We start from the raw sequence: 23,908 nt of genomic DNA, 5'->3' as shown, positions 1-23,908 counted from the left end.
ACAACGGTAGAAATTTTGGAGCTGGATAAGCTTACCAACATTTTAAACGAAATTCTAGAGCTTACCGCACAAATTTTATTCGGCCTGTTTATATTGGTCATAGGAAATTACATTTCACTCCTTATTTACAATATGGTAAACAAGTCGCAAAGCAACAAATTTGTAGCCGGGATAATCCGTGCGGCTTCCCTAGCATTATTTATTGCAATAGCATTGCGTACCATGGGGATTGCCAACGAGATTGTTGAAACGGCCTTTACCTTTATTATAGGCGCCATTGCTGTTACCGTTGCATTAAGCTATGGCCTTGGTGGCCGTGAAGCGGCTGGAGAACATTTTAAAGAGATTATTCAGAAACTTAAGGGCAAAGAGCCTTCAAAAGAAAAATAACTAAAAATAATTATATAACTACCCTAAACTGTTTAGGAGTTTTTCCATAAGCCCTTTTAAATGCCGCACTAAAATGTGTGGCATTTTTATATCCCACTTCTCCGGCAATTTCATAAATTGGGAGCTGAGTGACTTTTAATAATTCTTTCGCTTTGTTCATTTTTTTATCAGAATAAAACTCATTTACAGAACAACCAAAGACCCGCTTAAATTCTTTTTTGAATATATATTCGTTGAGCGCCATTTTTCGGGACATTTCCTTGATTGAATAATTCTGGTCCAAATTGTCCAACATAAATTGCTTAGCGGCATACAATTTCTTTAATATTTTATCCTGATTGACCCCCGATTTTTGTATTTGTCCATTTTTATAATTGTTTAATTGCAAGGCCAGCAATTCCAATAACTTTGCCTCTAGAAACAATCTTTTGCTCACCCCCTCAAGTGTTGTTTCTTGAATATGAGCCAATATTGTAAGTATCTCGTTAGACATAGGATGCACCAAATGATTATCGTTGTACGATTTAAAGTCGTTTACCTCCATAATGCCCCGCTGTTGCAAGTAAGAGTATGGAAAACTAATGTTTACCTCCCTATACGGCCGTTCTCCCGTTAGTCTGACATATCCTTTAAATTCTTCAACCCTTGCCATGTAACATTCCTGGCTTTCATTTAAAACATCGTTGTTGCCACGCAGGGAAATAATTTTTTCCCCTTCAATTAAAAAAGACATGTGTATAAAATCCTCGTTTGTTTCGTTATAAAAAACAAGGTCCTTTTCCAGTTCGAGATTACATGTTTGAATGGAAACACTCCCGATTTGAACATGTTTGATATCCCCTTTTCCATATTTACCATGGACTTTGTATACGGCATAATCGCAACCAACTCCATTAACCACTGAAATACAAGACCCTACAACTTCTTTAAAGCCGATGTCTCTGCCCTTGAGATTGATTAATTCACAGTTAATAAAATCGCGTCTTTTTTTTTCCATATCACGTCATTGCCATAGCATTTCCTTTTCTAAATTTGCCACTCGATTTATTTAGACCAAATATAAATAACTGATTTCATATGAAGAACATATTTACAGCCTTTTTGTTCCTATTCTCAACCTTATCTATTTTCGGGCAAAATGGCAGTATAAAAGGAAAAGTAATTTCCAATCAAGGTTACCCCATCTCAAATGCAAATGTATTAATATCCGGGACAAATATTGGTATAAACACCGATATCTCAGGAGATTTTCAAATAGACAATCTAGCCCCGCAAACTTATAAACTTAAAATTTCATATGTTGGCTATAAAGAAAAAAAAATAGAAGCCAAGGTATTTAGCAATCAAGTAACCACTGTTGCAACTATTGAATTAAAAGAAGTAAACGAATCTCTGGACGAAGTGGTCCTGAAAGCTAACAAAACAAACAAATTTTACAAGCCAGAAAGCACGGTCGTTTCCAAGCTCCCTCTTAAAGATCTTGAAAACCCGCAAGTATACAACACCATTCCTTCTCAGTTATTGAGCGAACAAGTAGTTACAAATTTTGATAATGCGCTAAAAAATGTTCCCGGTTTATATAAGTTATGGGAATCTACTGGAAGAGGTGCCGATGGAAGCGGTTATTACTCCCTTCGCGGTTTTGCCGTTCAACCAACCATGATTAACGGATTACCGGGATTAACCAATGGGACGCCCGACCCTGCTAATATTGAAAGTGTTGAAGTAATTAAAGGCCCTTCTGGAACACTCTACGGAAGTAGCTTGATTAGTTATGGCGGACTTATCAATATCAATACCAAACGTCCCTATTTTGATAAATTTGGCGGAAATGTATCGTATACGGCCGGAAGTTATGGGTTAAATCGCGTAACCGCCGATGTAAACACCCTCTTAAGTACCGAGAAAAACATTGCTGTTCGTATAAATTCGGCATACCATACACAAAACAGCTTTCAGGATGCAGGGTTTAAAAAGTCGTTTTACATAGCACCATCGTTGGCTTATGAGGTGAACGATCGTTTGTCGTTCTTTATCAATACTGAATTCTACAACGGTAAAAACACCAATCAAACCATGTTATTTTTAGATCGCGCTTCTGAGTTACGCGTTCACAATATGGATGAATTAGGTTACAACAACAACCGTTCTTATACAAGCAACGATTTGTATGTAAACAACCCTACTTATAGTTTGCAAGGTGAGATGCGCTATAAAATAAGCGACAATTGGACCTCTCAAACTGTTTTTTCACGCTCCAATGCTAAGTCAGATGGATATTATTCATATTTATATGAAATCACAAATACAGTTAATCAACAAGCTCCTATTAACGACGGCATCATTCTATCTCGATATACAAGCAAACAAAACTCTGAAACCTTAGGTACAGATATTCAACAAAATTTTATTGGCGAATTCAATCTAGGGAACTTCAAAAATAAAATGGTAGCCGGTTTAGATTTCTTCAATCAAAAAGTAATCAATAATGGTACCGGATATGGAAATCAAGGTTATGTATATATTGGTTCTAACAATGAAGAATTTCAAGCTGTCCTTCCGGCATTGCACGAGCAATCGGGCACTCCAATGGGAACATCGTACCCAGATGATTCGGGTGTGCTTACACAGGCAGGTGCCGATGCCGGTATTGCCCAATTAGCAAACCCCGGGGCTCAATATAGCGAATCGGAACAAAAAATATATAGTGCTTATGTGTCTGATGTAATCTACTTTATGCCTGAGCTTTCTGCAATGGCCAGTGTACGTCTTGATCATTTCTCGAATGACGCTCATGACCAAACAGCTTTTTCACCAAAATTCGGATTGATTTATCAACCAATACTCGATAAGGTTTCTGTTTTTGCAAATTATATGAATGGATTTACAAATGTAGCCCCTGTAACAGTAATTACTGATGGAAATCAATCAACACAAACCTTAGACCCAGAACATGCCAATCAGTTTGAATTTGGTACTAAATTAAACTTGTTCAACAATAAATTGGCTGCAACCATAAGCTATTATGATATTGAAGTGAGCAATAGAGCTTTAAGAATTGATATTGATGCAGATAATTATTACTACAATCAAGAAGGGAAACAAAGTAGCAAAGGTTTTGAGACCAGTATAACTGCCAACCCCATTGAAGGTTTGAACATTGTTGCCGGATACAGTTACAACGACAGTAATCTTGAAGAAGGTGATGCAGCTTTTGAAAATAGAAGACCGGAAGGTGCCGGACCTCAAAACTTAGCAAACCTGTGGGCTAGCTATCGTTTTCAAAACATATCTCTAAAAGGTTTTGGAGTAGGTTTTGGAGGAAATTATGCTGATGAAAACATGATTTTTAATAGAAATGTACTCGGTACTTTTACCCTGCCTTCTTATACCATCATCAACGCTTCTATCTTTTATGAAACCGAAGATTTTGGGATTACTTTAAAGCTTGACAACATAGCCAATGAAGAGTATTACGGAGGGTGGTCTACCATTAATCCACAAACCCCAAGAACACTTTCTGCTAATTTCACCTACAATTTTTAACATTAAAAAAACTATAACAACTTAAAAATTGATATGAAATGTCCATTAACAAATTGCAAACCCGCCGATATGATTAACGGAGCATTCTATCTGACCAATAAAAAATAAATATAAACTGATGAAAAGGATTTTATTAATACTACTCTGCATTATAGGATGGAGTGTCTCGGCACAACAAGGAAGCATTTTAGGAAAAGTAGTTTCAGAAGATGGTTCTTCTGTTCCTATGGCAACTGTTATGCTCAAAAAAACATCTAAAGGAACACAAGCCGACGAAAATGGTTTTTTCAATATTCAAGGAGTAAAACCCGGCAATTATACACTCGTAGTAACTAGCATTGGTTACAATAAACTTGAAACCAGAGTATCGGTAAAAGCAAACGAAGCAACACAATTAGGAATATTAAATATTGAAGAAGCTACTGAATCTTTAGATGAAGTAGTTGTAAATGGTAATGGTCATGCCAATTATCTTGTAAAGAACCCTTCGTCGTCACTTCGGTTAAAGACAGAAGTATTAGACTTGCCACAAAACATTCAAATCATCAGCAATCAACTTATTAAAAGTCAGAATTTGGTAAGCATGATGGAAAATGTTACTCGAAATGTCAGTGGTGCACAAATGATTGAACATTGGGGAACTTTTGCCCGCATCAATATGCGTGGTTTTAAATTACCTGCCTTCAGAAACGGAATGAATGTAGAATTGCCATGGGGACCATTATCAGAAGACATGTCGATGGTTCAAAATATAGAATTTGTTAAAGGCCCTGCCGGGTTTATGTTATCGGCCGGTGAACCAGGCGGCTTTTATAACGTGGTAACAAAAAAGCCCACCAAGCATAGCATTAACGAAATTTCACTTACAGCCGGAAGCTTTAACAGCTATCGTGCAACCTTCGATTCTGGTGGCGCTTTAACCCCCGATGGAAAATTACAATATCGTTTAAATGGGATGTACCAGAATGCAGACTCCTTCCGTGAGTATGAAGAAAGTAACCGTTTTAGCATTGTTCCTTCTTTAAAATATGAAATTTCAGATAAGACTTCTATTACTACAGAGTTTACCTATCAAGAATCTAATCAAATTACAGGTGCTGCTTATGTATTTGCCCCTGTTGAAGATGGTTTTGGCAGTTTGGACCGCGATTTTAGTTTTCTGGACGAAGATTTCCCTAAATCCGATATCGAAGAATTAAGCATTTTGGTAAACGCAACTCATAATTTTAACGATAAATGGTCTGTACAAGGTCAATATATGTACATGGATTATACGGTAGAAGGTTCTTCTACCTGGCCGAATGCGGCCCTTCCCGGGGGTGATTTTTACCGCGGGTTAAGCATTTGGGACGCCGTTAGTACCAACGAACTTGGACAAATATATGTAAATGGCGAATTCAATACCGGAGCTATAAAACACAAAGTAATGGGCGGTTTTGATTACCGATACATTCAATATTGGGCCGATTGGGGACAAAACGGAAGTATTGATGCTGAAGGCAATCCGTTTAATGTTTATAACCCCATTTATGGTAATGCCGTATATCCTGAATTTGACAGAAGTCAGCCTGTTAAAACACGTGGTGCAGCCAATTACCAAGGGAATAAATACAATGCTTTCTATTTGCAAGATGAAGTTTGGATGTGGAACGACCGATTACGTTTAACATTGGCCGCCCGATACAATGATGCTTCAATTTTTGCATACGGACAAGGAAGCCAAGATTCTAAGGTAACTCCAAGAATAGGTGTCAATTTTAGCATTCTTCCCGACTTTACTGTTTATGGATTATTCGATCAATCGTTTAAACCTCAATCAGGAAATAATATAGAAGGTACAGATATTCCCTTTGACCCTGAAGTAGCAACCGATATTGAAGGAGGAATAAAAAAGCAATGGTTTAACGGAAAGTTAAGTACCGGGCTAACCGCTTACCAAATAACAAAAGAAAACTATTTAGTGAGCGCAATAGACACCGACAATCCTTCCATACCATATCAAGCCCAAGTAGGCGAAGTACAATCAAAAGGATTGGAATTCGATATGCAAGGACAAATAACAGAAGCCATAAATGTGGTGTTAAACTATGCAAATACAAATGTTGAAGTTACCGAAGATCCATATACACCAGAAAATGTAGGTAATAAAATTGCCGGTCATGCCAAGCATATGACCAACGGTTGGGTAAACTATTCATTCCTTCCGGGTACCGCTTTGCACGGTTTTGGCGTTTCTTTAGGCTACCAGTATCAAGCAGATCGTTCTACTTGGTCATGGGGAGCAGAAAACGAGGCCGTATTACCTAATTATTTCCGTATGGACGGAGGTTTATCATGGGCAAACGACCATTTTAGAGTAAATTTAAACATTAACAATATTTTAGACGAATACCTTTATTCCGGTGCTGCTTATCCTGGTTATGTATACTGGCAAAGTGAACCAGGAATCAACGGAAGATTAACAGTATCATACAGATTTTAGTAAACTAAATAAAAAACACATGAAAAAAATTATTGCATTAACGGTATTATTGTTATCCTCGGCGAGCACATTTGCCCATTATTTATGGATAGAAACCAATGCTCAAGGAGAAATTGGTAAAGAACAAGAAATAAAAGTACATTTTGGGGAATACACCTATGGGGTTATTGAAGAAGTGGAAGGCGAAGCTTTTTCAAAAGTCAATAAATTTTCATTATGGGTAGTGTCTCCCTCAGGAGAAAAACAACTTTTGGAAACTTCGGCAGAAAAAGACCACTACAAGGCACTTTTCACCCCAAAAGAAAAAGGGACGTACACCGTGCTTTTAAACAATAACGAGATTGACGTAATAGATTATACGCAATATGATTTTGGGATTTTTAAAACCCATTACCACTCGGTTGCCAATATAAATGTTGATAACAAGAACAACACGGCCACCCAAAATGAAACAGGGATTACCGTAAAGCGTATTGCTACAGACAACAATGAGGTTAAGCTACAGGTTTTGTACAAAAACGAGCCTTTGGCAAAAAATGAAGTACAAATATACGTTACCGATCTATGGTCCAAAACATTGCATACAGATGAAGAAGGCTATATCTCGTTTAAACAGCCCTGGGAGACAAAATACATTGTAGAAACAACCTACAAAGAAGAAGTTCCCGGTACTTATAATGATGAAGATTACGAATTTATATGGCATTGTGCCACGTATTGTATTCCTGAGTAGGCATACACAATATAACAGCATTGCAACTCTGACTTAACACATCAGAGTTGTATGCATTTAAAAAAACGAATAACCAAATTTAATTACAAAAATGGTAGCAACAACAATTTTACTAATGTTTATGGGGTTTTACGCCCTATATAGCAGTTCAAAAAGAGCCGTTCTCAATCAGTCAAAGTTCGATATTTGGTTGCAAGAAAAATACAGTCCGTTAAAAGCAACGGGGCTTTTATTAATAACAATTGCCTTGGGCGTTGCCATACTCCATAAAGGTTTTGCTTCGGGCATTTTTTATTGGTTTATTATTTTAATGACGTTGGGCAGCTTAATAGTTTTAGTCTCCCCGCTACGGGTATTTAATTACAAGGCCATTGCCACTACCCTTATATGCATCGTTTTTATAGAAAACTTTTTAATTTAGCACATGCCCGCCAATAAAAAGTATTTAACACAATCTCCATGGCAAAGAATTGCCAAGATAACCGCCGGCTTTATAGGTGGGTATATAGTTACCATTACATTGCATTTGGCATTGGCTACCTGGCTAAATCATGTTAACGTAATTATAACCCTTACCTATTCGGGGTTTATTTTATGGGCCACGTTAATGATTGTGGCCTTTCTAGCCAAAAGCGGATGGAAAATCTGGGCAATTTATTTAGCACTTGCCTTTCTTTTTTATGTTATTTTTTATTTTGGCAATATGTACAACCCCATTATCCAACCATAAATGAACCAACGCTCTTATAATATCTTTTTTCATTTACATACCATAAGCGGTATTATTATCAGTGCGGCCTTGTTTGTTATTTTCTTTGCCGGGTCGTTTGCTTTTTTCAGGGACGAGATTGCCAATTGGCAAAAAAACGAAGAAATTGCACTTACCGAGAACGGCATTACCGTAAATCTGGACACTGTTTTAGATTCATTAAAAAACAATTACAATTTATACGGAAGGGATATTGAAATAGCCAAACACTATAACGAAAGAAGGGTAAGTGTAAACTTAAGTGCTTCAAAAGATTCTTTAGCGACCAAAGAAGATAAAGCAGGAGCCTTTTTTTACCTGGACACGCAAACATACAATGCCTATACATACGTCCAATCGTATACGCTTGGCGAATTTCTATACCGTTTGCATTTCTTTGCACAAATAAAGTATCCTTTTGGGTATTACCTTTCGGGGTTTGTGGCCTTCTTTTTCCTCTTTGCCATTATTACCGGAGTACTTATTCATTGGAATAAAATTATCTCAAACTTTTACACTTTCCGCCCAAAGGCAAAGTTTAAAACCATATGGACCGATGCCCACACGGCCTTGGGCACAATAGGGCTTCCTTTTCAATTTGTATATGCCGTAACTGGTGCTTTTTTTATGCTGAGCTTACTCATGGCGGCACCAAATGTTATGTTTTTATATAACGGAAACCAACAAAAGTTATACGAAGACCTGGAATATTTTGATAAACCGGTTGCTCTCTCTTATCAAAAAATAGAAACAGTGCCATCTGTTGAAGTCTTTGTAGGCAAAACCAAAAAAGAATGGAACGGTTTTGAGGTTTCCCATATCCATATATATAATTATGCCGACAGTAATATGCAGGTTGCCGTTGAAGGCGAATTGGAAAAGGACATAAAATTTACGGGAACCGGAAAAGTTATTTACAATGCCATTTCTGGCGAAATTCTTTCCAAAAAGAACCCAATTACCAAAACATCCTATCTAGACGGTGTAAAAAATGCAATGTACAAGCTTCATTATGGCGATTACGGCGGACTTACATTACGCTTAATAAGCTTTGTTTTGGGGCTCATCTCCTGTTTTGTTATTATCTCGGGGGTATTAATATGGTTGGTTGCCAGAGATAAAAAAAATGTTCCCGAGAAAAAGCGGCGCTTTAATAAAATCTTGGTAAATATTTATTTGTCTATATGTTTAAGCATGTACCCAATAACGGCACTTGCCTTCATTGCCGTTAAAGTATTTCATCCGGTCGGGCAATCTTTTATTTACAAGTTCTATTTCATTGGCTGGTTGTTGCTTTCGGTATTTTTCTTCATAAAAAGGAGCAATTATTTCACTAATAAATATTGCCTTCTTTCAGGAAGTATCCTTGGACTGCTTATTCCAATTGCCAACGGTATAACAACAGGAAACTGGCTATGGAAAACATATGTAAACAATCAATTCCAATCGTTTTTTATAGACATATTTTGGATAATCTTGGCTTTCACCACACTTATAATTACTTTTAAAATAAAAAGAAAGCCTTTAAAACCATAATATTATAACCTCCACCAAAACAGTTTATTTAAAAAAAAACCTTATTTTAGTATTAAAATCTTTACATTATGAATAAGAGAATTATTGCTTCGCTTATAGTATTATGCTTAATCTATGCATGCGGAACCACCACCAAAATCACAGCTTCATGGGCCAACAAAGAAGCTTTTGCAACAAAAAAATATAAAAGCGTCTTTATTGCAGCCATTACCAGCAATGTACCCGCTAAAACTGTTATTGAAGACGAATTGGCATTTCAAATGCAGGAAAGGAGCATTAAGCCTACAAAAAGTCACGATGTATTTCCCGGTACTTTTACCAAAGACAACAAGCCTTCAAAAGAAACATTGTTAAAAGGCATTAAAGACTCGGGGAGCGAGGCAATACTTACGGTAACCCTCCGGGACGAAGAAACCGAATCCAGGTATGTGCCAGGAACCACAAATTATGCCATGTACAGCCCGCTAGGTTATGGCTACTACGGCAATTTCTATGGTTACTACAACTCTGTATATGGTTTTGGTTACGACCCCGGTTACTATACCACAGACAAGGTATACTATTTAGAGACAAACATCTACGATGCCAGCAGCGAAGAACTTATATGGTCTGCACAATCCAAAACGTACAACCCCACCGATATAGACAACTTTACAAAAGGCTATACAGAAGCCATTATTGGTAAATTGCAAGACGATGGTATTTTGGCCAAATAGCTAAAATATAGGCAACTTTTATAAAAAGTGGTTATGGAAATTTTTCTTCATAACCACTTTTTCTGTTTTAAAAAATAACTATCTTTATAATAAATAAGGATTTTTACTTCCCCATTCTCTACAAAAATTAGGTTTTCAAATAGTATTATATACAAGCCTATAATTTGTCTAATCAACAATTTGTACAGAATGTTTTACAAAACCAACCGCACTTTATTATTCCTGCTATTCACTTGTATTTTTTTTCAAAATGCCATGGCTCAAAACGATACCATCGTTATGGATAATGGCGATAAATTTATTGGAGAAATAAAAGAAATGAAAAACGGTGTCCTCACCATGGAAACCGATTACAGCGACAGCGATTTTACCATAAAATGGACACACATAAAAAAAATAGATAGCGACCAATATTATTTATTAACGCTTAAAGATGGGCTAAGGTTAAATAGCGACCTGCACACCAAACCAAAAGACACAGGGGTGGTAGATGTTAAAAACCTAGATAAGATAACCACCGTTAAAATTGAAGACATTGTATATGTCAAGGCCGTAAAAACCACTTTTTTTTCCAGGTTGAGCGCCTCTGTATCGGTCGGGTACAACTTTACAAAAAGCAACAGCCTAAGCCAGTTTACCGTCCGGAGTAACATTGGCTATATTGCCGACAAGTGGGGCTTTAACGGGAGCTACAACTCGGTAAGGAGCAGCCAGGAAGATGTAGACGAAACCCAACGTACCGATGCCAATATTGGCGCCAAGTATTTTTTAAAGAACGATTGGTTTGTCATGCTCTCGGGAGATTTCCTATCAAACGAAGACCAAAAACTTAAACTCAGGTCCACCATTAAAGGCGGTCTCGGTAAATACATTATTCATTCCAACAGGGTCTATTTTTCGGCCAATTCGGGACTTGCATGGAACAACGAGCGCTTTACCGACGCCGAAGAACAAAACAGAAACAGCTTGGAAGCATATCTAGGGCTCGAAATAAACATGTTCGACTTCGATGATATCAGCCTCTTTTCAAACATAACCGCATACCCGAGTTTAACCGAAAGCGGCAGGATAAGAACCGATTTTAGCCTGGACCTTAAATACGACCTCCCTTTAGACTTTTTTATAAAAGTGGGCTTAACGCATAACTTCGACAGCAAACCCGTAGAAGATGCGGCAAAAGTGGATTACATTTTCCAAACAACGTTTGGTTGGGAATTATAAAAACAGCAGGCACTTATAATTTTTATACACATGAAAAAACAAAAAGCAATCCCCTTAAAGCGCTTCCCCCTATTTATATTCTTGTTCCTTTCTTTTTCTGTCCTTGCACAAGAGGCAGCAAATACGGCAGGCGAACAAAACAGCAATGAAACCGAAACCTTTAAACACCATAAACCGGCAATCTTTACCGGCTATAGCTGGGTTCCACAGGGAAGAAATGAAAACACCGGGGAAAAAGAAACCATTTTTGTTCCATCTATTGGCTTTTCATACGAGTATTGGTTCTCCGAAAAATGGGCAATTGGTACCTATAACGATGTTGAAATTGTAAAATACGAAGTAGAACGCGACGATGAAGACATAGACCTAAAGCGGGAAAACGCACTATCCCTCTCCCTCGCAGCCGTGTACGAAGTATTGCCAAAATGGACCCTAATTGCCGGTGGCGGGCTGGATATAGATAAAAACGAAACCCTGCCCATTCTCCATTTGGCAACCGAATATGTTATTTTGGAAAAAAACGCTACCGAACTTTCCGTAAGCCTTTCATACAATAACAAAGAATATTACGATACCTTCTCCATAGGCCTTGTACTTGGTAAAAAATTATAAATAACCAGCATAAAGTTTAGTATCAACCATTAAAAATTAAATACACACATGAAAAAGATCAATTTATTCCACACATGCTATTGGCTATTGGCATGTTTGCTCATAACTGGCTGCGACCAAGACGGGCCGGATTATGTAGACGAACTGGACGTGGTTTATACCAACTACGACGACTCTTTTAATTTCGACGAACAACTCACCTATGCCGTTCCAGACAGTATTATAGAGGTAGACGATATCGATTTTGACGACGAACTTATTTCCCCAGATTTCATAGACCCCATTTATGGCGATGTAATCCTGGACAACATCGTGGCAAATATGGACAACAGAGGCTGGCAACAAGTAGACAAAGATGCAGATCCCGATGTAATTATCCTGGCAGCCGCCATGCAAACAACCAACCTGTATTATTATTACGATTGGGGCTACTGGGGCTGGTGGTATCCAGGTTTTTACCCAGATTGGGGCTGGTGGTACCCGGGTTATTACCCACCCGTGGTAAGCGCATACCGCTCCGGCACCCTTGTACTGCAAATGACCTATCCCGCCGGTATTGGCGTTAACGACAATATCCCGGTAGTATGGACATCAGCCATTAACGGCCTCCTCGAAGGAAGCACCAGCTCCATTAACGACAGGCTCAAGAACACTGTTGACCAAGCATTTATACAATCTCCATATTTAAGCAAATAAAAAACCGATATGAAAAAGTTAATTGCCATAATTGCATTGTGCATAGCCACCTATAGCGCCAAAGCGCAAGAACTCCAAATGGAATCTATTACCAGCTTTAATTACAGCATCGGTATCCCTGTGGGCAACCTAAGCGACTTTATCTCAAAAGTAAGCCCCCTAGGGTTTTCCATAGACTACAAAAGGGCCATTACACCCAATATATATGTTGGTGGAGAATTTGGTATGAACAATTTTTACGAAGAACGCTCCTACCAAACATACACAGAGGGCACGGCCTCCATTAGCGGTATCCAGACCCGGTACAACACAAGCATACCCATAACCATTACCGCCGATTATATCTATACTGCAAACAATCAGTTCAAGCCCTATTTTGGAATCGGTTTGGGCACCGTGTACAATTACCGCGAAATAGACCTCGGCCTATTCAATTCTACCATAAACACATGGTTCTTCACCATCAAGCCAGAAGCCGGCGTAATATTCAACCTAAATTCCTTCACGGGTATTAAACTTGGCGCACGGTATTTCCAGACGTTCAACACCAAAGATATAGATGCCTATTCTTACTTTGCCATCGATGTCGGTTTCGTGCTCATGCACTTCTAAAAAATCAAAAAGCGCATAGTGTTTATACATTATGCGCTTTTTTTAAACAACCTAACCAATAAATAAACTAATTACCTATAAGGGTATAATATATATCTTTTTCATAGCACTTCCCCCTACTAATAATATACAATATAGAAAATGTTTAAATAAAATTCTAATTTCTTAAACATAATTAATATTAAATTAACATCAAACAAACAGTATACTGCCCTTAACCATTGCTGTCATCTTGTCACAGAATCCTGATTGGTATTTTTTTTGAAACCTCCCTTTTAAACAATTTAAAATAAAAATACCAGAGATATGACTACCGGAAACATTAATGTATCTGTTGAAAATATTTTCCCGCTCATAAAAAAGTTTTTGTACAGCGACCACGAAATCTTTTTAAGGGAACTTATATCCAATGCTACCGACGCCACACTTAAATTAAAACACCTAACAAATATTGGTGAAGCTCCAGGCGTTGAATACGGAAACCCCGTAATAGAAGTAAAAGTAGACAAAGAAGGGAAAAAACTTCATATTATCGACCACGGTATCGGGATGACTGCCGATGAAGTTCAAAAATACATCAACGAAGTAGCCTTTTCGGGTGCCGAAGAATTCCTGGAAAAATACAAAGACTCGGCCAAAGACAGCGGCATTATTGGCCATTTCGGGCTAGGGTTCTACTCTGCCTTTATGGTGGCCAATACCGTCGAGATCATTACAAAATCATACAAAGACGAGCCCGCCAGCCATTGGTCCTGCGACGGTTCGCCTAAATATTCATTAGAACAAGCCGATAAAAAAGAGCGCGGCACAGAGATTATCTTGCACATCAACAAAGATTCCGAAGAATTTTTAGATGATGCCAAAATAACCCAGCTCTTGACCAAGTACAACAAGTTCATGCCAATCCCCATCAAGTTTGGCACCAAAGAAGAAACAAAAACCACAGGTCAAGGAGACAATGCCAAAGAAGAAAAAATCACGGTAGACAACATCATCAACAACCCAGATCCGGCATGGACAAAACAACCGGCCGATTTAAAAGAAGAAGATTACAAAAACTTCTACAGAGAGCTCTACCCCATGCAGTTCGAAGAGCCCCTGTTCCATATCCACCTTAATGTAGACTATCCGTTTAACTTAACGGGAATTTTATATTTCCCCAAGTTATCAAACGATATGAGCATGCAAAAAGACAGGATTCAACTATACCAAAACCAAGTATTCGTTACCGATAACGTAGAAGGCATAGTACCCGAATTCCTCACCATGCTAAAAGGAGTTATAGACTCCCCCGACATCCCGTTAAACGTATCGCGTTCTTATTTACAGGCAGACGGGAACGTAAAGAAAATCTCCAGCTACATTACCAGAAAAGTAGCCGATAAGCTTAAATCCATCTTCAACGAAAACCGTGAAGACTTCGAGAAAAAGTGGAACGACATTAAAATTGTTATTGAATACGGAATGCTTTCTGAAGATAAATTCTTTGAAAAAGCAGACAAATTCGCCCTTTACCCTACCGTAGACGGCACTTATTACACTTTTGAAGAATTACAGGAAAAAATAAAAGACGGGCAGACCGACAAAGACAACAAGCTCGTTATACTATATGCAAGCGACAAAGACGCACAGCACACCTATATAAACGAAGCAAAAGAACGCGGCTACGAAGTATTATTGCTGGACTCCCCCATTGTATCGCACCTGCTTCAAAAGTTGGAGACCTCCAAAGAAAACATTTCGTTTGCCCGCGTAGATGCCGATTCCATAGACAACCTCATCAAAAAAGACGACGAGAAAATCTCAAAACTCTCCGAAGAAGAAAAAGAAACATTAAAAACCACTTTAGACGAGGTAATCCCAAAAGAAAAGTTCACCGTCCAACTAGAGGCACTAGACAGCAATGCATCTCCGTTTACCATAACCCAGCCCGAGTTTATGCGCCGCATGAAAGAGATGAGCGCAACCGGTGGCGGTATGTTCGGCATGGGCAACATGCCTGAAATGTACAACCTGGTCGTAAACACAAACCACGAATTGGTAAACCAGATAGTAAACACCAAAACAAAAGCCAAACAAGAGCGCTTAATAAAGCAATCCCTAGACTTGGCACGCCTGTCTCAAGGGCTGCTTAAAGGCGAGGAGCTTACCAATTTTGTAAAGCGCAGTTACGAGATGATCAAGTAAACATCTATAACAACATACCCAATTATAAAAAAGCTGTTTGAAACATTTCAAGCAGCTTTTTTTTCGTTTATTATCACCCATGCCCAAACACAGATATAGGGCATGCATTAAAAAAATGCCATACACGTACATAAAAATAATAAAGGTACCCACAAAAAGCATTGGAGCATGTTCAATTAGCATTGGAATACATTCAAAAAGCGTTGGAGCAAGTTCAATTAGTATTGAAGCACAATAAATAGCTGTTTTAGCAGCAATGTTATCATTTATCAATTAATAATCAACTATCTCACTAACCACTTTTCCCTTATCACTATTAAAGGTCAACAGTTATATAATATTATATTTTATCTTTTTATTAATAGTTTTTTATGATGAAAGAATTAATTTGAAAGAAAAAGAATGGCCATAATTGGATCGATTATAAAAGGAATCATTGAGTTAGCCGATACGGTAACAACCGAAGAAAACCCAGTTGATGCACAACACAACGTTTTAATGAAACTGCTCGATACTGCCAAAAATACCCGCTTTGGAATGGATTATGGATTTGCTGAAATTTTAAAACATGAAAATCCCGAGCAGGTCTTTGCCAGAAACATACCTTTTTTTGATTATAACCAAATGCAAGAACAATACTGGAAACATTTGCACGAAGGCAAAATGGATATTAGTTGGCCCGGAAACCCGGAATATTATGCTTTGAGTTCCGGTACGACCGGAAAAACAAGCAAACGAATCCCAATAACCAATGAAATGCTGGAAGCCATAAAAAAAACGGGAATCAAACAAGTGGCTTCATTAGCTAATTTTGACCTTCCTGCCGAATTTTTTGAGAAAACCATAATGATGTTGGGCAGTTCTACAAATCTGGTCCATAAAAATGGGCATTTAGAAGGAGAGATAAGCGGTATAAGTGCAAGCAATATCCCATTTTGGTTTCGTGGATATTACAAGCCCGGCGAAGAAATCTCTAAAATAGACAATTGGGACGAGCGCGTGCAAAAAATTGCTGAAGAAGCTCCCAATTGGGATATTGGGGCTTTAAGCGGAATTCCTTCCTGGATGGAATTAATGCTTAAAAAAGTTATAGCCCATAATAAAGTGGAGGATATTCATGACATTTGGCCAAATTTACAGGTTTATGCCTCTGGAGGGGTCGCTTTTGGGCCATACAAAAAGAGTTTTAATGCCTTATTGAAGCATCCTATTACCATAATAGATACGTATTTGGCTTCCGAAGGCTTTTTGGCCTATCAAGACCGGCCCAATACCAATGCAATGAAACTGGTGCTGGATAACGGTATTTACTTTGAGTTTGTGCCCTTTAAGCCCGAATATATACATCCAGATGGCTCGATAGTTGCAAATGCTCCGTCCCTTACTATAAGTGATGTAAAGGAAGGCGTAGAATACATTTTGATTCTTTCCAGCGTTTCCGGGGCATGGCGCTATTTAATAGGCGACACTATAAAGTTTACCAATGTTTCCCGGGCGGAAATTAGTATTACCGGGCGTACCAAGTTTTTTTTAAATGTCGTGGGGTCGCAGCTTTCGGTTAATAAAATGAATGATGCCATTCAAAAAATAGAAAAAGAATTTAATACCGAAATCCCAGAATTTACCATTGCTGCCATTAAGTTCAACGGGGAGTTTTACCACAAATGGTACATTGGCACCCCAACTCCCAATATAGATGAAGAAAAAATAGCCAAGGCCCTTGACGAAGCATTGAAAAAAGCCAATAAAAATTACAAAGTTGCCAGGTCTAAAGCTTTAAAGGGTGTAAAATTGGTAGCTGTGCCACCAGCGGTCTTCCATGACTGGAACGAACACAATAAAAAGAAGGGCGGTCAAGTAAAAATGGAACGCGTTATGGACAAGGATAAATTTAAGGAGTGGGAAGAATTTGTAGGTAAAAAAGGCTAACCTATTGTAGAAATCAGGTTTTAATGTCCTTGGTTAACTCCATAATATCTTCTGGAGAAAGGTACAACCTTTTAATGCGGGCCTTATACTTTTCGGACAAGCTAGTATGGTTGAGTATAAAATTCTTGGTCTTCATGATATAATTTCCCATGCCGTGACTTACTGCATACATGTCGGCAGTTTTTTCGGCAGTGCGGATATGTTTTCCTATGAAAACATACTTCATTCCGAAGAAAAACAAATTCAAGCTACTCCTATGAAGGTAATCTACAATATGCCCGAGCTCATGGCCTATCCAACCTATAACAACATCTTCGGGAACATTATTAATACTAAATTTTTCTCCTTCAATATTAAAATGATTGCTTATAAAAATATAATAAGACCTCTTCCCCTTAGGTTTCCACAATGATTTAAAATCTGGCTGTGCCTGCATAAAAGAACGTTGTAGCTTATCTTTAAACCTATATTTAATAGAAACCCCGTTTAATTCCGGAAAATATTCCAACGCTTTTAGAACCTCTTTCCTTATGGCCAACGGTATTTCCTTTTTTGGGTATTTTGTTATCTTTTCCATTTATTATAATATAAGGAAAAGCCACTAATAAAGCAACCTTACAAGAAGAATTATTAAAAATGCTTTAAGAAGATTTCTTGATATATGGTGTTGATAATAAATAAGTTGGGCAAGTATTTTTTCTTTTGTTTAAAAAAAGTAGTATTTTCAAGATATGATTGTGCCACTACTTTTAGGATTGCCGGTTGTACTACTTTTTACGTACTGGGGGTTTAACCTTACAGACATTGCGTATTCTAAAATTTATGGCAAGCCAATGATTGTGCACGATCATTTGTATTTAAAGAATTTAAATACCGACGATATTAGGATAATAGCCAGGTATTCTTCTTTTTACAATAAGCTTGGGGCATACAAAAAACGTATTTTTAAACACCGTGTCCTGATGTTTATTAACGATAAGCAGTTTATAGGGCTCGATGGTTTTGAAGTTACCCGAGATGCCAAAGTATTGATTGCTTCTGTTGCGGTAATGCTGTCTTTTGGTATGCGCAACTACCTTATTGAATCGGTTAACAAAATTATTATTTATCCGAGTCCTTATTTTTCATCAATCAACCGGAAATATCATTTGGGAGAATTCAATCCGCTGTTAAAAACAATAGTTTTTTCCTGGAGCGATTTTTTGGCGGGCTTTCAGCATAACAAGTCCAATATTAACTTAGGGGTCCATGAATTTGCCCATGCCATATATTTTGGTTCTTTGCACTATAGCGATTCCAGTTCGGTATTGTTTTTCAACGGTATTAAAAAAATAGATGCTTTACTTCATACAGAAACATATATAGATAAACTTTCCGAAACAAATTACTTGCGGAAGTATGCATATACTAATAAATTTGAATTTTTTGCGGTATGTCTTGAGCATTTTATAGAATCTCCTTTACAATTTCAAGAACAAGCGCCCGAACTATTCGGCATTATAAAACAAATGATGAATTTCGAGGTCGTGGATGTCAGCAATGTTGCTTGACATATTATATAGCTACTTGTTTTTCTCTTTTTTGGCAATACTTTCAAGGATTATTTTAGCATGAACCCTTGAGTTTTCTATAAACCACAAATGTGTGTCCATGCCACCGCAAATAACACCGGCCAGATAAAGGTTTGATTGATTTGTTTCCATGGTATCTTCGTTGTACTGCGGATAAAACTTCCCATCGTCCGAGAGTTTTACGCCTATTTTTTCAAGAAAGCCGAAATTTGGTTTATAGCCGGTAAGCGCAAGGACAAAGTCGTTTTTAATTGTTTTTTCCCCTTCAGGCGTATCAAGGACCAGGCTATCTTCTTTCACTTCTTTTAAAGTGGTGTTAAAAAATGCCCGTATGCTTCCTTCGGCTATGCGGTTTTCAATATCTGGTTTTACCCAATATTTTACCCGTCTTCCAATTTCCGGACCGCGAACAATCATGGTAACATCGGCACCTTTTCGGTAACATTCCAAAGCAGCATCAACAGCAGAATTACTGGCACCTATAACGGCCAATTTCTGCATGGAATAAAAATGCGGGTCTTTGTAATAATGGGCCACTTTTGGCAGGTTTTCTCCCTTAATGCCCATTGTATTCGGCATATCGTAAAAGCCCGTGGAAACAATTACATATTTGCAGGAATATATCTCTTTTTCGGTTGTTACCACAAAAGAACCGTTTTCTTTTTTTTCTGTTGAAACAACTTTTTCAAAAAGATTGATACAAAGGTCGTTTGAGGTTACAATTCTTCGGTAATATTCAAGAGCCTCGTTTCGTTTTGGTTTGGCCTCCTTGCTAATAAAGGGAATATTGTCTATTTCTAATTTTTCTGAAGAAGAAAAAAACTGCATGTTCATGGGGTAGTTAAACAGCGAGTTTACTATGGTTCCTTTTTCTATTATTAAATAATCGATATCTTTTTTTTTGGCTTCTAATCCGCATGCAATTCCAATAGGGCCTCCGCCAATTATAATCAACTCCTTGTAAATCATTAAGCTATGCTGTTTTTTAGGTCGGCAATTGTTTTTGTAGGTTCTTTACTTCCAAAAATAAAACTACCAGCTACCAGGACATCGGCTCCGGCTTCAATTAGTTTTTTTGCATTATCGTTGTTCACGCCACCATCTACTTCAATAACAGTAGTTGCATTATGCGTAATGATAAGCTCTTTAAGCTGTTTTATTTTTTTATAGGTGTTTTCTATAAATGATTGCCCGCCAAATCCGGGGTTCACGCTCATAATAAGCACTAGGTCGATATCGTTTATTACCTCTTCCAAAACATATACACTGGTGTGTGGATTTAGTGCCACGCCCGCTTTCATGCCCTCAATTTTTATGGCTTGCAAGGTTCTGTGTAAATGCGTACAGGCTTCATAGTGGACCGTGAGACTGTTTACTCCCAAATTGGCAAAATCCTTAATATACCTATCCGGGTCGACAATCATTAAATGTGTGTCTAGCGGTTTTTTTGTATGTTTTGCAATAGCTTTTATAACAGGCATTCCAAAAGAAATATTAGGAACAAACAAACCGTCCATTACATCAAGATGAAACCAGTCGGCCTCGCTGTTGTTAACCATTTCAATATCACGTTGTAAATTGGCAAAATCGGCTGCCAATAAGGAAGGAGCAATTAGTTTCTTGTTCATTTTCATGAATTGTATAATTTACCAGTTTTGGTTCCATACAAAAATACTGGAAATATATTTTATAGTTGTACATGGTACAAATTAAGATTGCCGAAATAGGGTTCGGAAATCGATTTTAGTATAATAACTGTTTACTATTTTAAAGAAATGGCCTATTCCCCTCTTGTATACTGTATTTTTACCACCCTTGTTTTTATGTTTGGTTTGTTACTTTTGAAGTTATTGTTAATTTGTTGATACTATGGATAATAAAGTTTATTTTTTTATAAGACAGGGGCTTTTCGTGATATTGCTGTTTTTATGTTTTTCATGTAATAAAAAAAGTAATATAGATGAAGAATTTTATATTCCCGTAGAGGGTTCGCGACTTTATGTGCGGCTTGTGGGTAATGTAGACGGCCCTATAATACTCAATTTACATGGAGGCCCCGGGGCTTTTTCGGGTTTTGACCATGAACATAATAAAGAATATCTGGAGCATAAATATTTAATGGCATATTTAGACCAGCGGGGTGGTGGTAAATCTGATAAAGAACCTGACTCCACAATGTTTATCATGGATCAATTTGTAAAGGATGTCGATGTGGTTGTGGATACTTTGAAAAGTAAATTTATGAATAAAAAAGTTAACCTTTTAGGCTCTTCTTGGGGAGGGACGCTAGGATTACTATATTTAATAAAGCATCAAGATAAAATTAATTCATTTGCATGTGTAAGTGGTAAGGCCGATGGTGTGCACCCAATTATGGCAATCATTGAGCACGAAAAGAAAATAGTTGAAGATTTAATGAACACTTCACAAGATAGTACGGCCAAAAAACGATACAGAGAAATTTATAGCAAATTGGTTGCGGTAGAAAATAGTGAATTGGATCAGTTTTATAACGATATGAACCTGATTAAGCATACTTTTCCGAAAGAATTAGGGTTTGATGCATATTGGGCAAATCTGGAGGCAAGAAAAAGAGCTATTGAACTGGGAAAAGATTCCTCATACTACTCAAAGGCTCATTATACAAAAGAAGAATTTAATGAGGCTATGGAGAAATTTGAATATGTAAACCGGGTTTTTCGAAATTCACCGGCCTACAACCATTTAAATATACTTGAGGACATTTCAAAAATATCAAAACCTGTACTTGTGGTGCAAGGGCAATACGATTATGCAATTGGAATAGGGCAAGCCAAAATGATTTATGAAGCTTTAAAGTCGGTTCCGGTAGCCAAAAAAGAATTGATCATCATACCAAATGCAGCTCATAACCTTAATATGGAGGCGCAGGAGCAATATTATATGGCTATAAATTCTTTTTTTGCAAAATATAATGATTGAAAAGAAATCTTGACTATTTTTTTATACTACCCAAATAACAAACAAAAAGGCCGTTCAATAGTATGAACGGCCTTTTTTCCCTAAACTAATACCTACTACTAGTATGTAATGATATTCAAAGGTAGGAATTCAATTACAAATACAAAAGTTAAATAAAACAAAAAACTCCGGTAATCAGCCGGAGTTTATTCATCAATCAAAAAACGAACAGTTATGATAAACTGTTGTTGCTATCTATATTTTTATGTAATTCCTGTCGTAAAGATATGGTAAAGTACAAAAAATAAGTGTAAAAAACTACCCTAAATAGGTTTTAAGGATTTTACTTCTGGAAGTGTGCTTTAATCTCCTTATTGCTTTTTCCTTAATTTGACGCACACGTTCCCTTGTAAGATCGAATGTTTCTCCAATTTCCTCCAAGGTCATAGGATGTTGGTCGCCTAAACCAAAATATAGTCGGATAACATCGGCTTCTCGCGGGGTTAATGTTTCCAGGGCCCTTTCTATTTCGGTCCTTAATGATTCGTGCAACAAATCTTTGTCTGGGTTTGGAGATTCCCCGCTACGTAATACGTCGTATAGGTTAGAATCTTCCCCCTCTACCAAAGGCGCATCCATGGATACATGGCGTCCAGAGTTTTTCATGGATTCCTTTACGTCGTTTATAGACATATCCAGTTCTTTTGCAATTTCTTCTGCAGAAGGTACACGTTCGTGAGCCTGCTCTAAAAATGCATACGTTTTATTGATCTTATTGATAGATCCAATTTTGTTTAATGGCAAGCGTACAATACGGGATTGTTCTGCCAACGCCTGTAATATAGATTGACGGATCCACCATACTGCATAGGATATAAATTTAAAACCACGCGTTTCATCAAAACGTTGTGCAGCTTTAATTAGGCCTAAGTTACCTTCATTGATTAAATCTGGCAAGGTCAAACCTTGATTTTGGTATTGCTTGGCTACGGAAACTACAAAGCGTAAATTGGCCTTTGTAAGCTTTTCCAAGGCTATTTGGTCTCCAGCCTTGATTCTTTGTGCCAATTCTACTTCTTCGTCTGCTGTAATTAGGTCTACTTTACCAATTTCTTGAAGATACTTATCCAGGGAAGCGGTTTCCCTATTGGTTACCTGCTTCGTTATTTTGAGCTGTCTCATTCTTTTCTCTCCTGATTGTTTTAAATGAATAAATTGGGTGTACAAGTTATTATACGTAACAACTACTAAAAATGTTACAAGAAAATGATAAAAATGTTTTTTTAATGAAAAAGAGAGGGAGACAAATATTCTTTTTTTTTAGAAAAAGAAAGACCCTTATATGTAGTATTAATGGGACATATAGCACAAAAAGGGTCTTTGTATAAGCTATAATATAGCTTAATTTTTTTACATGTTACATTTTCATGAGTTCTTCAACGGCTTTTTCCATGGCCCTGTCTTTGTGATTGGCGTTGACTTTCATGTCCTGTCTTTCTTCTTGGGTAGGTGGTGCTACATACACGTCTGGTTCTACTCCAATTCCCTCAATAACTTTTCCTGAGGCATCTTTGGTTGCCATAAGAGGCATGTAAAACTTTAAGCGGTTCGCCACGGTAATATTTAAAGCACCTCCATTAAGTTCGTCGCCTGGGCCTAGCGCAGCAGTACCTCCATGCGTATAATCCCCAACGAATTTAACCATTTCTTGGCTTTTCAATGCCATAGTGGTCATTTCGGCCATGCTTACGCTTCCATAATCTGCTAAAACTACGATTGGAATTGGATTGGGAATTGCAAATGGGTGTGGTTTAACATACATAGGTACCCAAGGTGTATAATTAAAACGCCCGTTGCCTTCTTTTGTTCTTTGATAGCCTACTAAGGCTTCTTTACTGATAAACCGCTCTACAAAATCCCTCATGTCTATAACATCTCCGCCACCGTTATCTCGAACATCTATAATAAGCTTTTTAATGTCGCACTATG

General features: G+C 37.5%; 22 protein-coding genes. 16 read left to right on the top strand and 6 right to left on the bottom strand.

The genetic code is table 11. The features are described 5' to 3' along the window. Nucleotides 1–15 precede the first annotated feature (15 nt). Nucleotides 16–390: a hypothetical protein gene (locus tag PSF86_RS15570; protein ID WP_277901018.1), complete on the top strand. Its 375-nt coding sequence runs from the start codon at nucleotides 16–18 to the stop codon at nucleotides 388–390. Nucleotides 391–400: 10 nt separating this feature from the next. Here PSF86_RS15570 and PSF86_RS15565 read toward each other — a convergent pair whose 3' ends face one another. After that, nucleotides 401–1,387: a helix-turn-helix domain-containing protein gene (locus PSF86_RS15565; protein WP_277901017.1), complete on the bottom strand. Its 987-nt coding sequence runs from the start codon at nucleotides 1,385–1,387 to the stop codon at nucleotides 401–403. Nucleotides 1,388–1,467: 80 nt separating this feature from the next. Between PSF86_RS15565 and PSF86_RS15560 the strand changes: the two genes are divergently transcribed. The 13 genes from PSF86_RS15560 to PSF86_RS15500 all read left to right on the top strand — a co-directional run bounded on the left by PSF86_RS15560 (nucleotide 1,468) and on the right by PSF86_RS15500 (nucleotide 17,408). After that, nucleotides 1,468–3,936 carry a TonB-dependent receptor gene (locus tag PSF86_RS15560; protein ID WP_277901016.1) on the top strand — a complete coding sequence of 823 codons (2,469 nt, stop codon included), beginning with the start codon at nucleotides 1,468–1,470 and terminating at the stop codon, nucleotides 3,934–3,936. Nucleotides 3,937–4,054: 118 nt separating this feature from the next. Continuing rightward, on the top strand, nucleotides 4,055–6,418 hold the full coding sequence (locus PSF86_RS15555; protein ID WP_277901015.1) for a TonB-dependent receptor: 2,364 nt from the start codon (nucleotides 4,055–4,057) through the stop codon (nucleotides 6,416–6,418). A gap of 19 nt (nucleotides 6,419–6,437) precedes the next feature. Beyond that, a complete protein-coding gene (locus tag PSF86_RS15550; RefSeq protein WP_277901014.1) occupies nucleotides 6,438–7,151 on the top strand; it encodes a DUF4198 domain-containing protein in 714 nt (237 codons plus the stop codon). 91 nt (nucleotides 7,152–7,242) lie between these two features. Next, complete coding sequence (locus PSF86_RS15545) at nucleotides 7,243–7,572, top strand: hypothetical protein (protein WP_277901013.1); 330 nt, start codon at nucleotides 7,243–7,245, stop codon at nucleotides 7,570–7,572. Between the two features lie 3 nt (nucleotides 7,573–7,575). After that, a complete protein-coding gene (locus PSF86_RS15540) occupies nucleotides 7,576–7,881 on the top strand; it encodes a hypothetical protein (protein ID WP_277901012.1) in 306 nt (101 codons plus the stop codon). Then, entirely contained in the window at nucleotides 7,882–9,435 is a 1,554-nt protein-coding gene (locus tag PSF86_RS15535) for a PepSY-associated TM helix domain-containing protein (protein WP_277901011.1), read from the top strand. A 68-nt stretch (nucleotides 9,436–9,503) separates the two neighbouring features. Further along, a complete protein-coding gene (locus tag PSF86_RS15530; protein ID WP_277901010.1) occupies nucleotides 9,504–10,151 on the top strand; it encodes a hypothetical protein in 648 nt (215 codons plus the stop codon). A 255-nt stretch (nucleotides 10,152–10,406) separates the two neighbouring features. Then, a complete protein-coding gene (locus PSF86_RS15525; protein ID WP_277901009.1) occupies nucleotides 10,407–11,372 on the top strand; it encodes a DUF481 domain-containing protein in 966 nt (321 codons plus the stop codon). Between the two features lie 30 nt (nucleotides 11,373–11,402). Then, a complete protein-coding gene (locus PSF86_RS15520; RefSeq protein ID WP_277901008.1) occupies nucleotides 11,403–11,984 on the top strand; it encodes a transporter family protein in 582 nt (193 codons plus the stop codon). Between the two features lie 48 nt (nucleotides 11,985–12,032). Beyond that, nucleotides 12,033–12,680 (top strand): DUF4136 domain-containing protein, encoded by a 648-nt coding sequence (locus PSF86_RS15515; protein WP_277901007.1) that lies wholly within the window; start codon nucleotides 12,033–12,035, stop codon nucleotides 12,678–12,680. Nucleotides 12,681–12,689: 9 nt separating this feature from the next. Further along, complete coding sequence (locus PSF86_RS15510; protein WP_277901006.1) at nucleotides 12,690–13,292, top strand: outer membrane beta-barrel protein; 603 nt, start codon at nucleotides 12,690–12,692, stop codon at nucleotides 13,290–13,292. Between the two features lie 306 nt (nucleotides 13,293–13,598). Then, entirely contained in the window at nucleotides 13,599–15,479 is a 1,881-nt protein-coding gene (gene htpG, locus PSF86_RS15505) for a molecular chaperone HtpG (RefSeq protein ID WP_277901005.1), read from the top strand. Between the two features lie 402 nt (nucleotides 15,480–15,881). After that, on the top strand, nucleotides 15,882–17,408 hold the full coding sequence (locus PSF86_RS15500; protein WP_277901004.1) for a GH3 family acyl-acid amido synthetase: 1,527 nt from the start codon (nucleotides 15,882–15,884) through the stop codon (nucleotides 17,406–17,408). Nucleotides 17,409–17,421: 13 nt separating this feature from the next. Here PSF86_RS15500 and PSF86_RS15495 read toward each other — a convergent pair whose 3' ends face one another. Next, a complete protein-coding gene (locus PSF86_RS15495; RefSeq protein ID WP_277901003.1) occupies nucleotides 17,422–17,985 on the bottom strand; it encodes a hypothetical protein in 564 nt (187 codons plus the stop codon). 154 nt (nucleotides 17,986–18,139) lie between these two features. Between PSF86_RS15495 and PSF86_RS15490 the strand changes: the two genes are divergently transcribed. Next, entirely contained in the window at nucleotides 18,140–18,958 is an 819-nt protein-coding gene (locus tag PSF86_RS15490) for a zinc-dependent peptidase (RefSeq protein WP_277901002.1), read from the top strand. 12 nt (nucleotides 18,959–18,970) lie between these two features. Here the strand turns inward: PSF86_RS15490 and PSF86_RS15485 are convergent, their stop codons facing one another. Continuing rightward, nucleotides 18,971–19,948 carry a YpdA family putative bacillithiol disulfide reductase gene (locus tag PSF86_RS15485; RefSeq protein WP_277901001.1) on the bottom strand — a complete coding sequence of 326 codons (978 nt, stop codon included), beginning with the start codon at nucleotides 19,946–19,948 and terminating at the stop codon, nucleotides 18,971–18,973. Further along, nucleotides 19,948–20,607: a ribulose-phosphate 3-epimerase gene (rpe, locus tag PSF86_RS15480; RefSeq protein WP_277901000.1), complete on the bottom strand. Its 660-nt coding sequence runs from the start codon at nucleotides 20,605–20,607 to the stop codon at nucleotides 19,948–19,950. Before rpe ends, PSF86_RS15485 begins: the two co-directional genes overlap by 1 nt. Before the next feature lie 241 nt (nucleotides 20,608–20,848). Here rpe and PSF86_RS15475 point away from each other — a divergent pair, with 241 nt between their 5' ends. Then, entirely contained in the window at nucleotides 20,849–21,940 is a 1,092-nt protein-coding gene (locus PSF86_RS15475; protein WP_277900999.1) for an alpha/beta fold hydrolase, read from the top strand. A 297-nt stretch (nucleotides 21,941–22,237) separates the two neighbouring features. Here PSF86_RS15475 and PSF86_RS15470 read toward each other — a convergent pair whose 3' ends face one another. Together PSF86_RS15470 and PSF86_RS15465 are read right to left on the bottom strand one after the other, a co-directional pair. Then, nucleotides 22,238–23,101, bottom strand: a complete 864-nt coding sequence (locus tag PSF86_RS15470; protein ID WP_178951504.1) for a sigma-70 family RNA polymerase sigma factor — start codon at nucleotides 23,099–23,101, stop codon at nucleotides 22,238–22,240. Between the two features lie 235 nt (nucleotides 23,102–23,336). Beyond that, a complete protein-coding gene (locus PSF86_RS15465) occupies nucleotides 23,337–23,897 on the bottom strand; it encodes a S41 family peptidase (protein ID WP_407933338.1) in 561 nt (186 codons plus the stop codon). Between the last annotated feature and the right edge of the window lie 11 nt (nucleotides 23,898–23,908).

Source organism: Galbibacter pacificus (genome assembly GCF_029603165.1).
Lineage (GTDB): Bacteria > Bacteroidota > Bacteroidia > Flavobacteriales > Flavobacteriaceae > Galbibacter > Galbibacter pacificus.
Note: the sequence above shows the minus strand (reverse complement) of the source record. Positions and strands in the feature narration are given on the sequence as shown.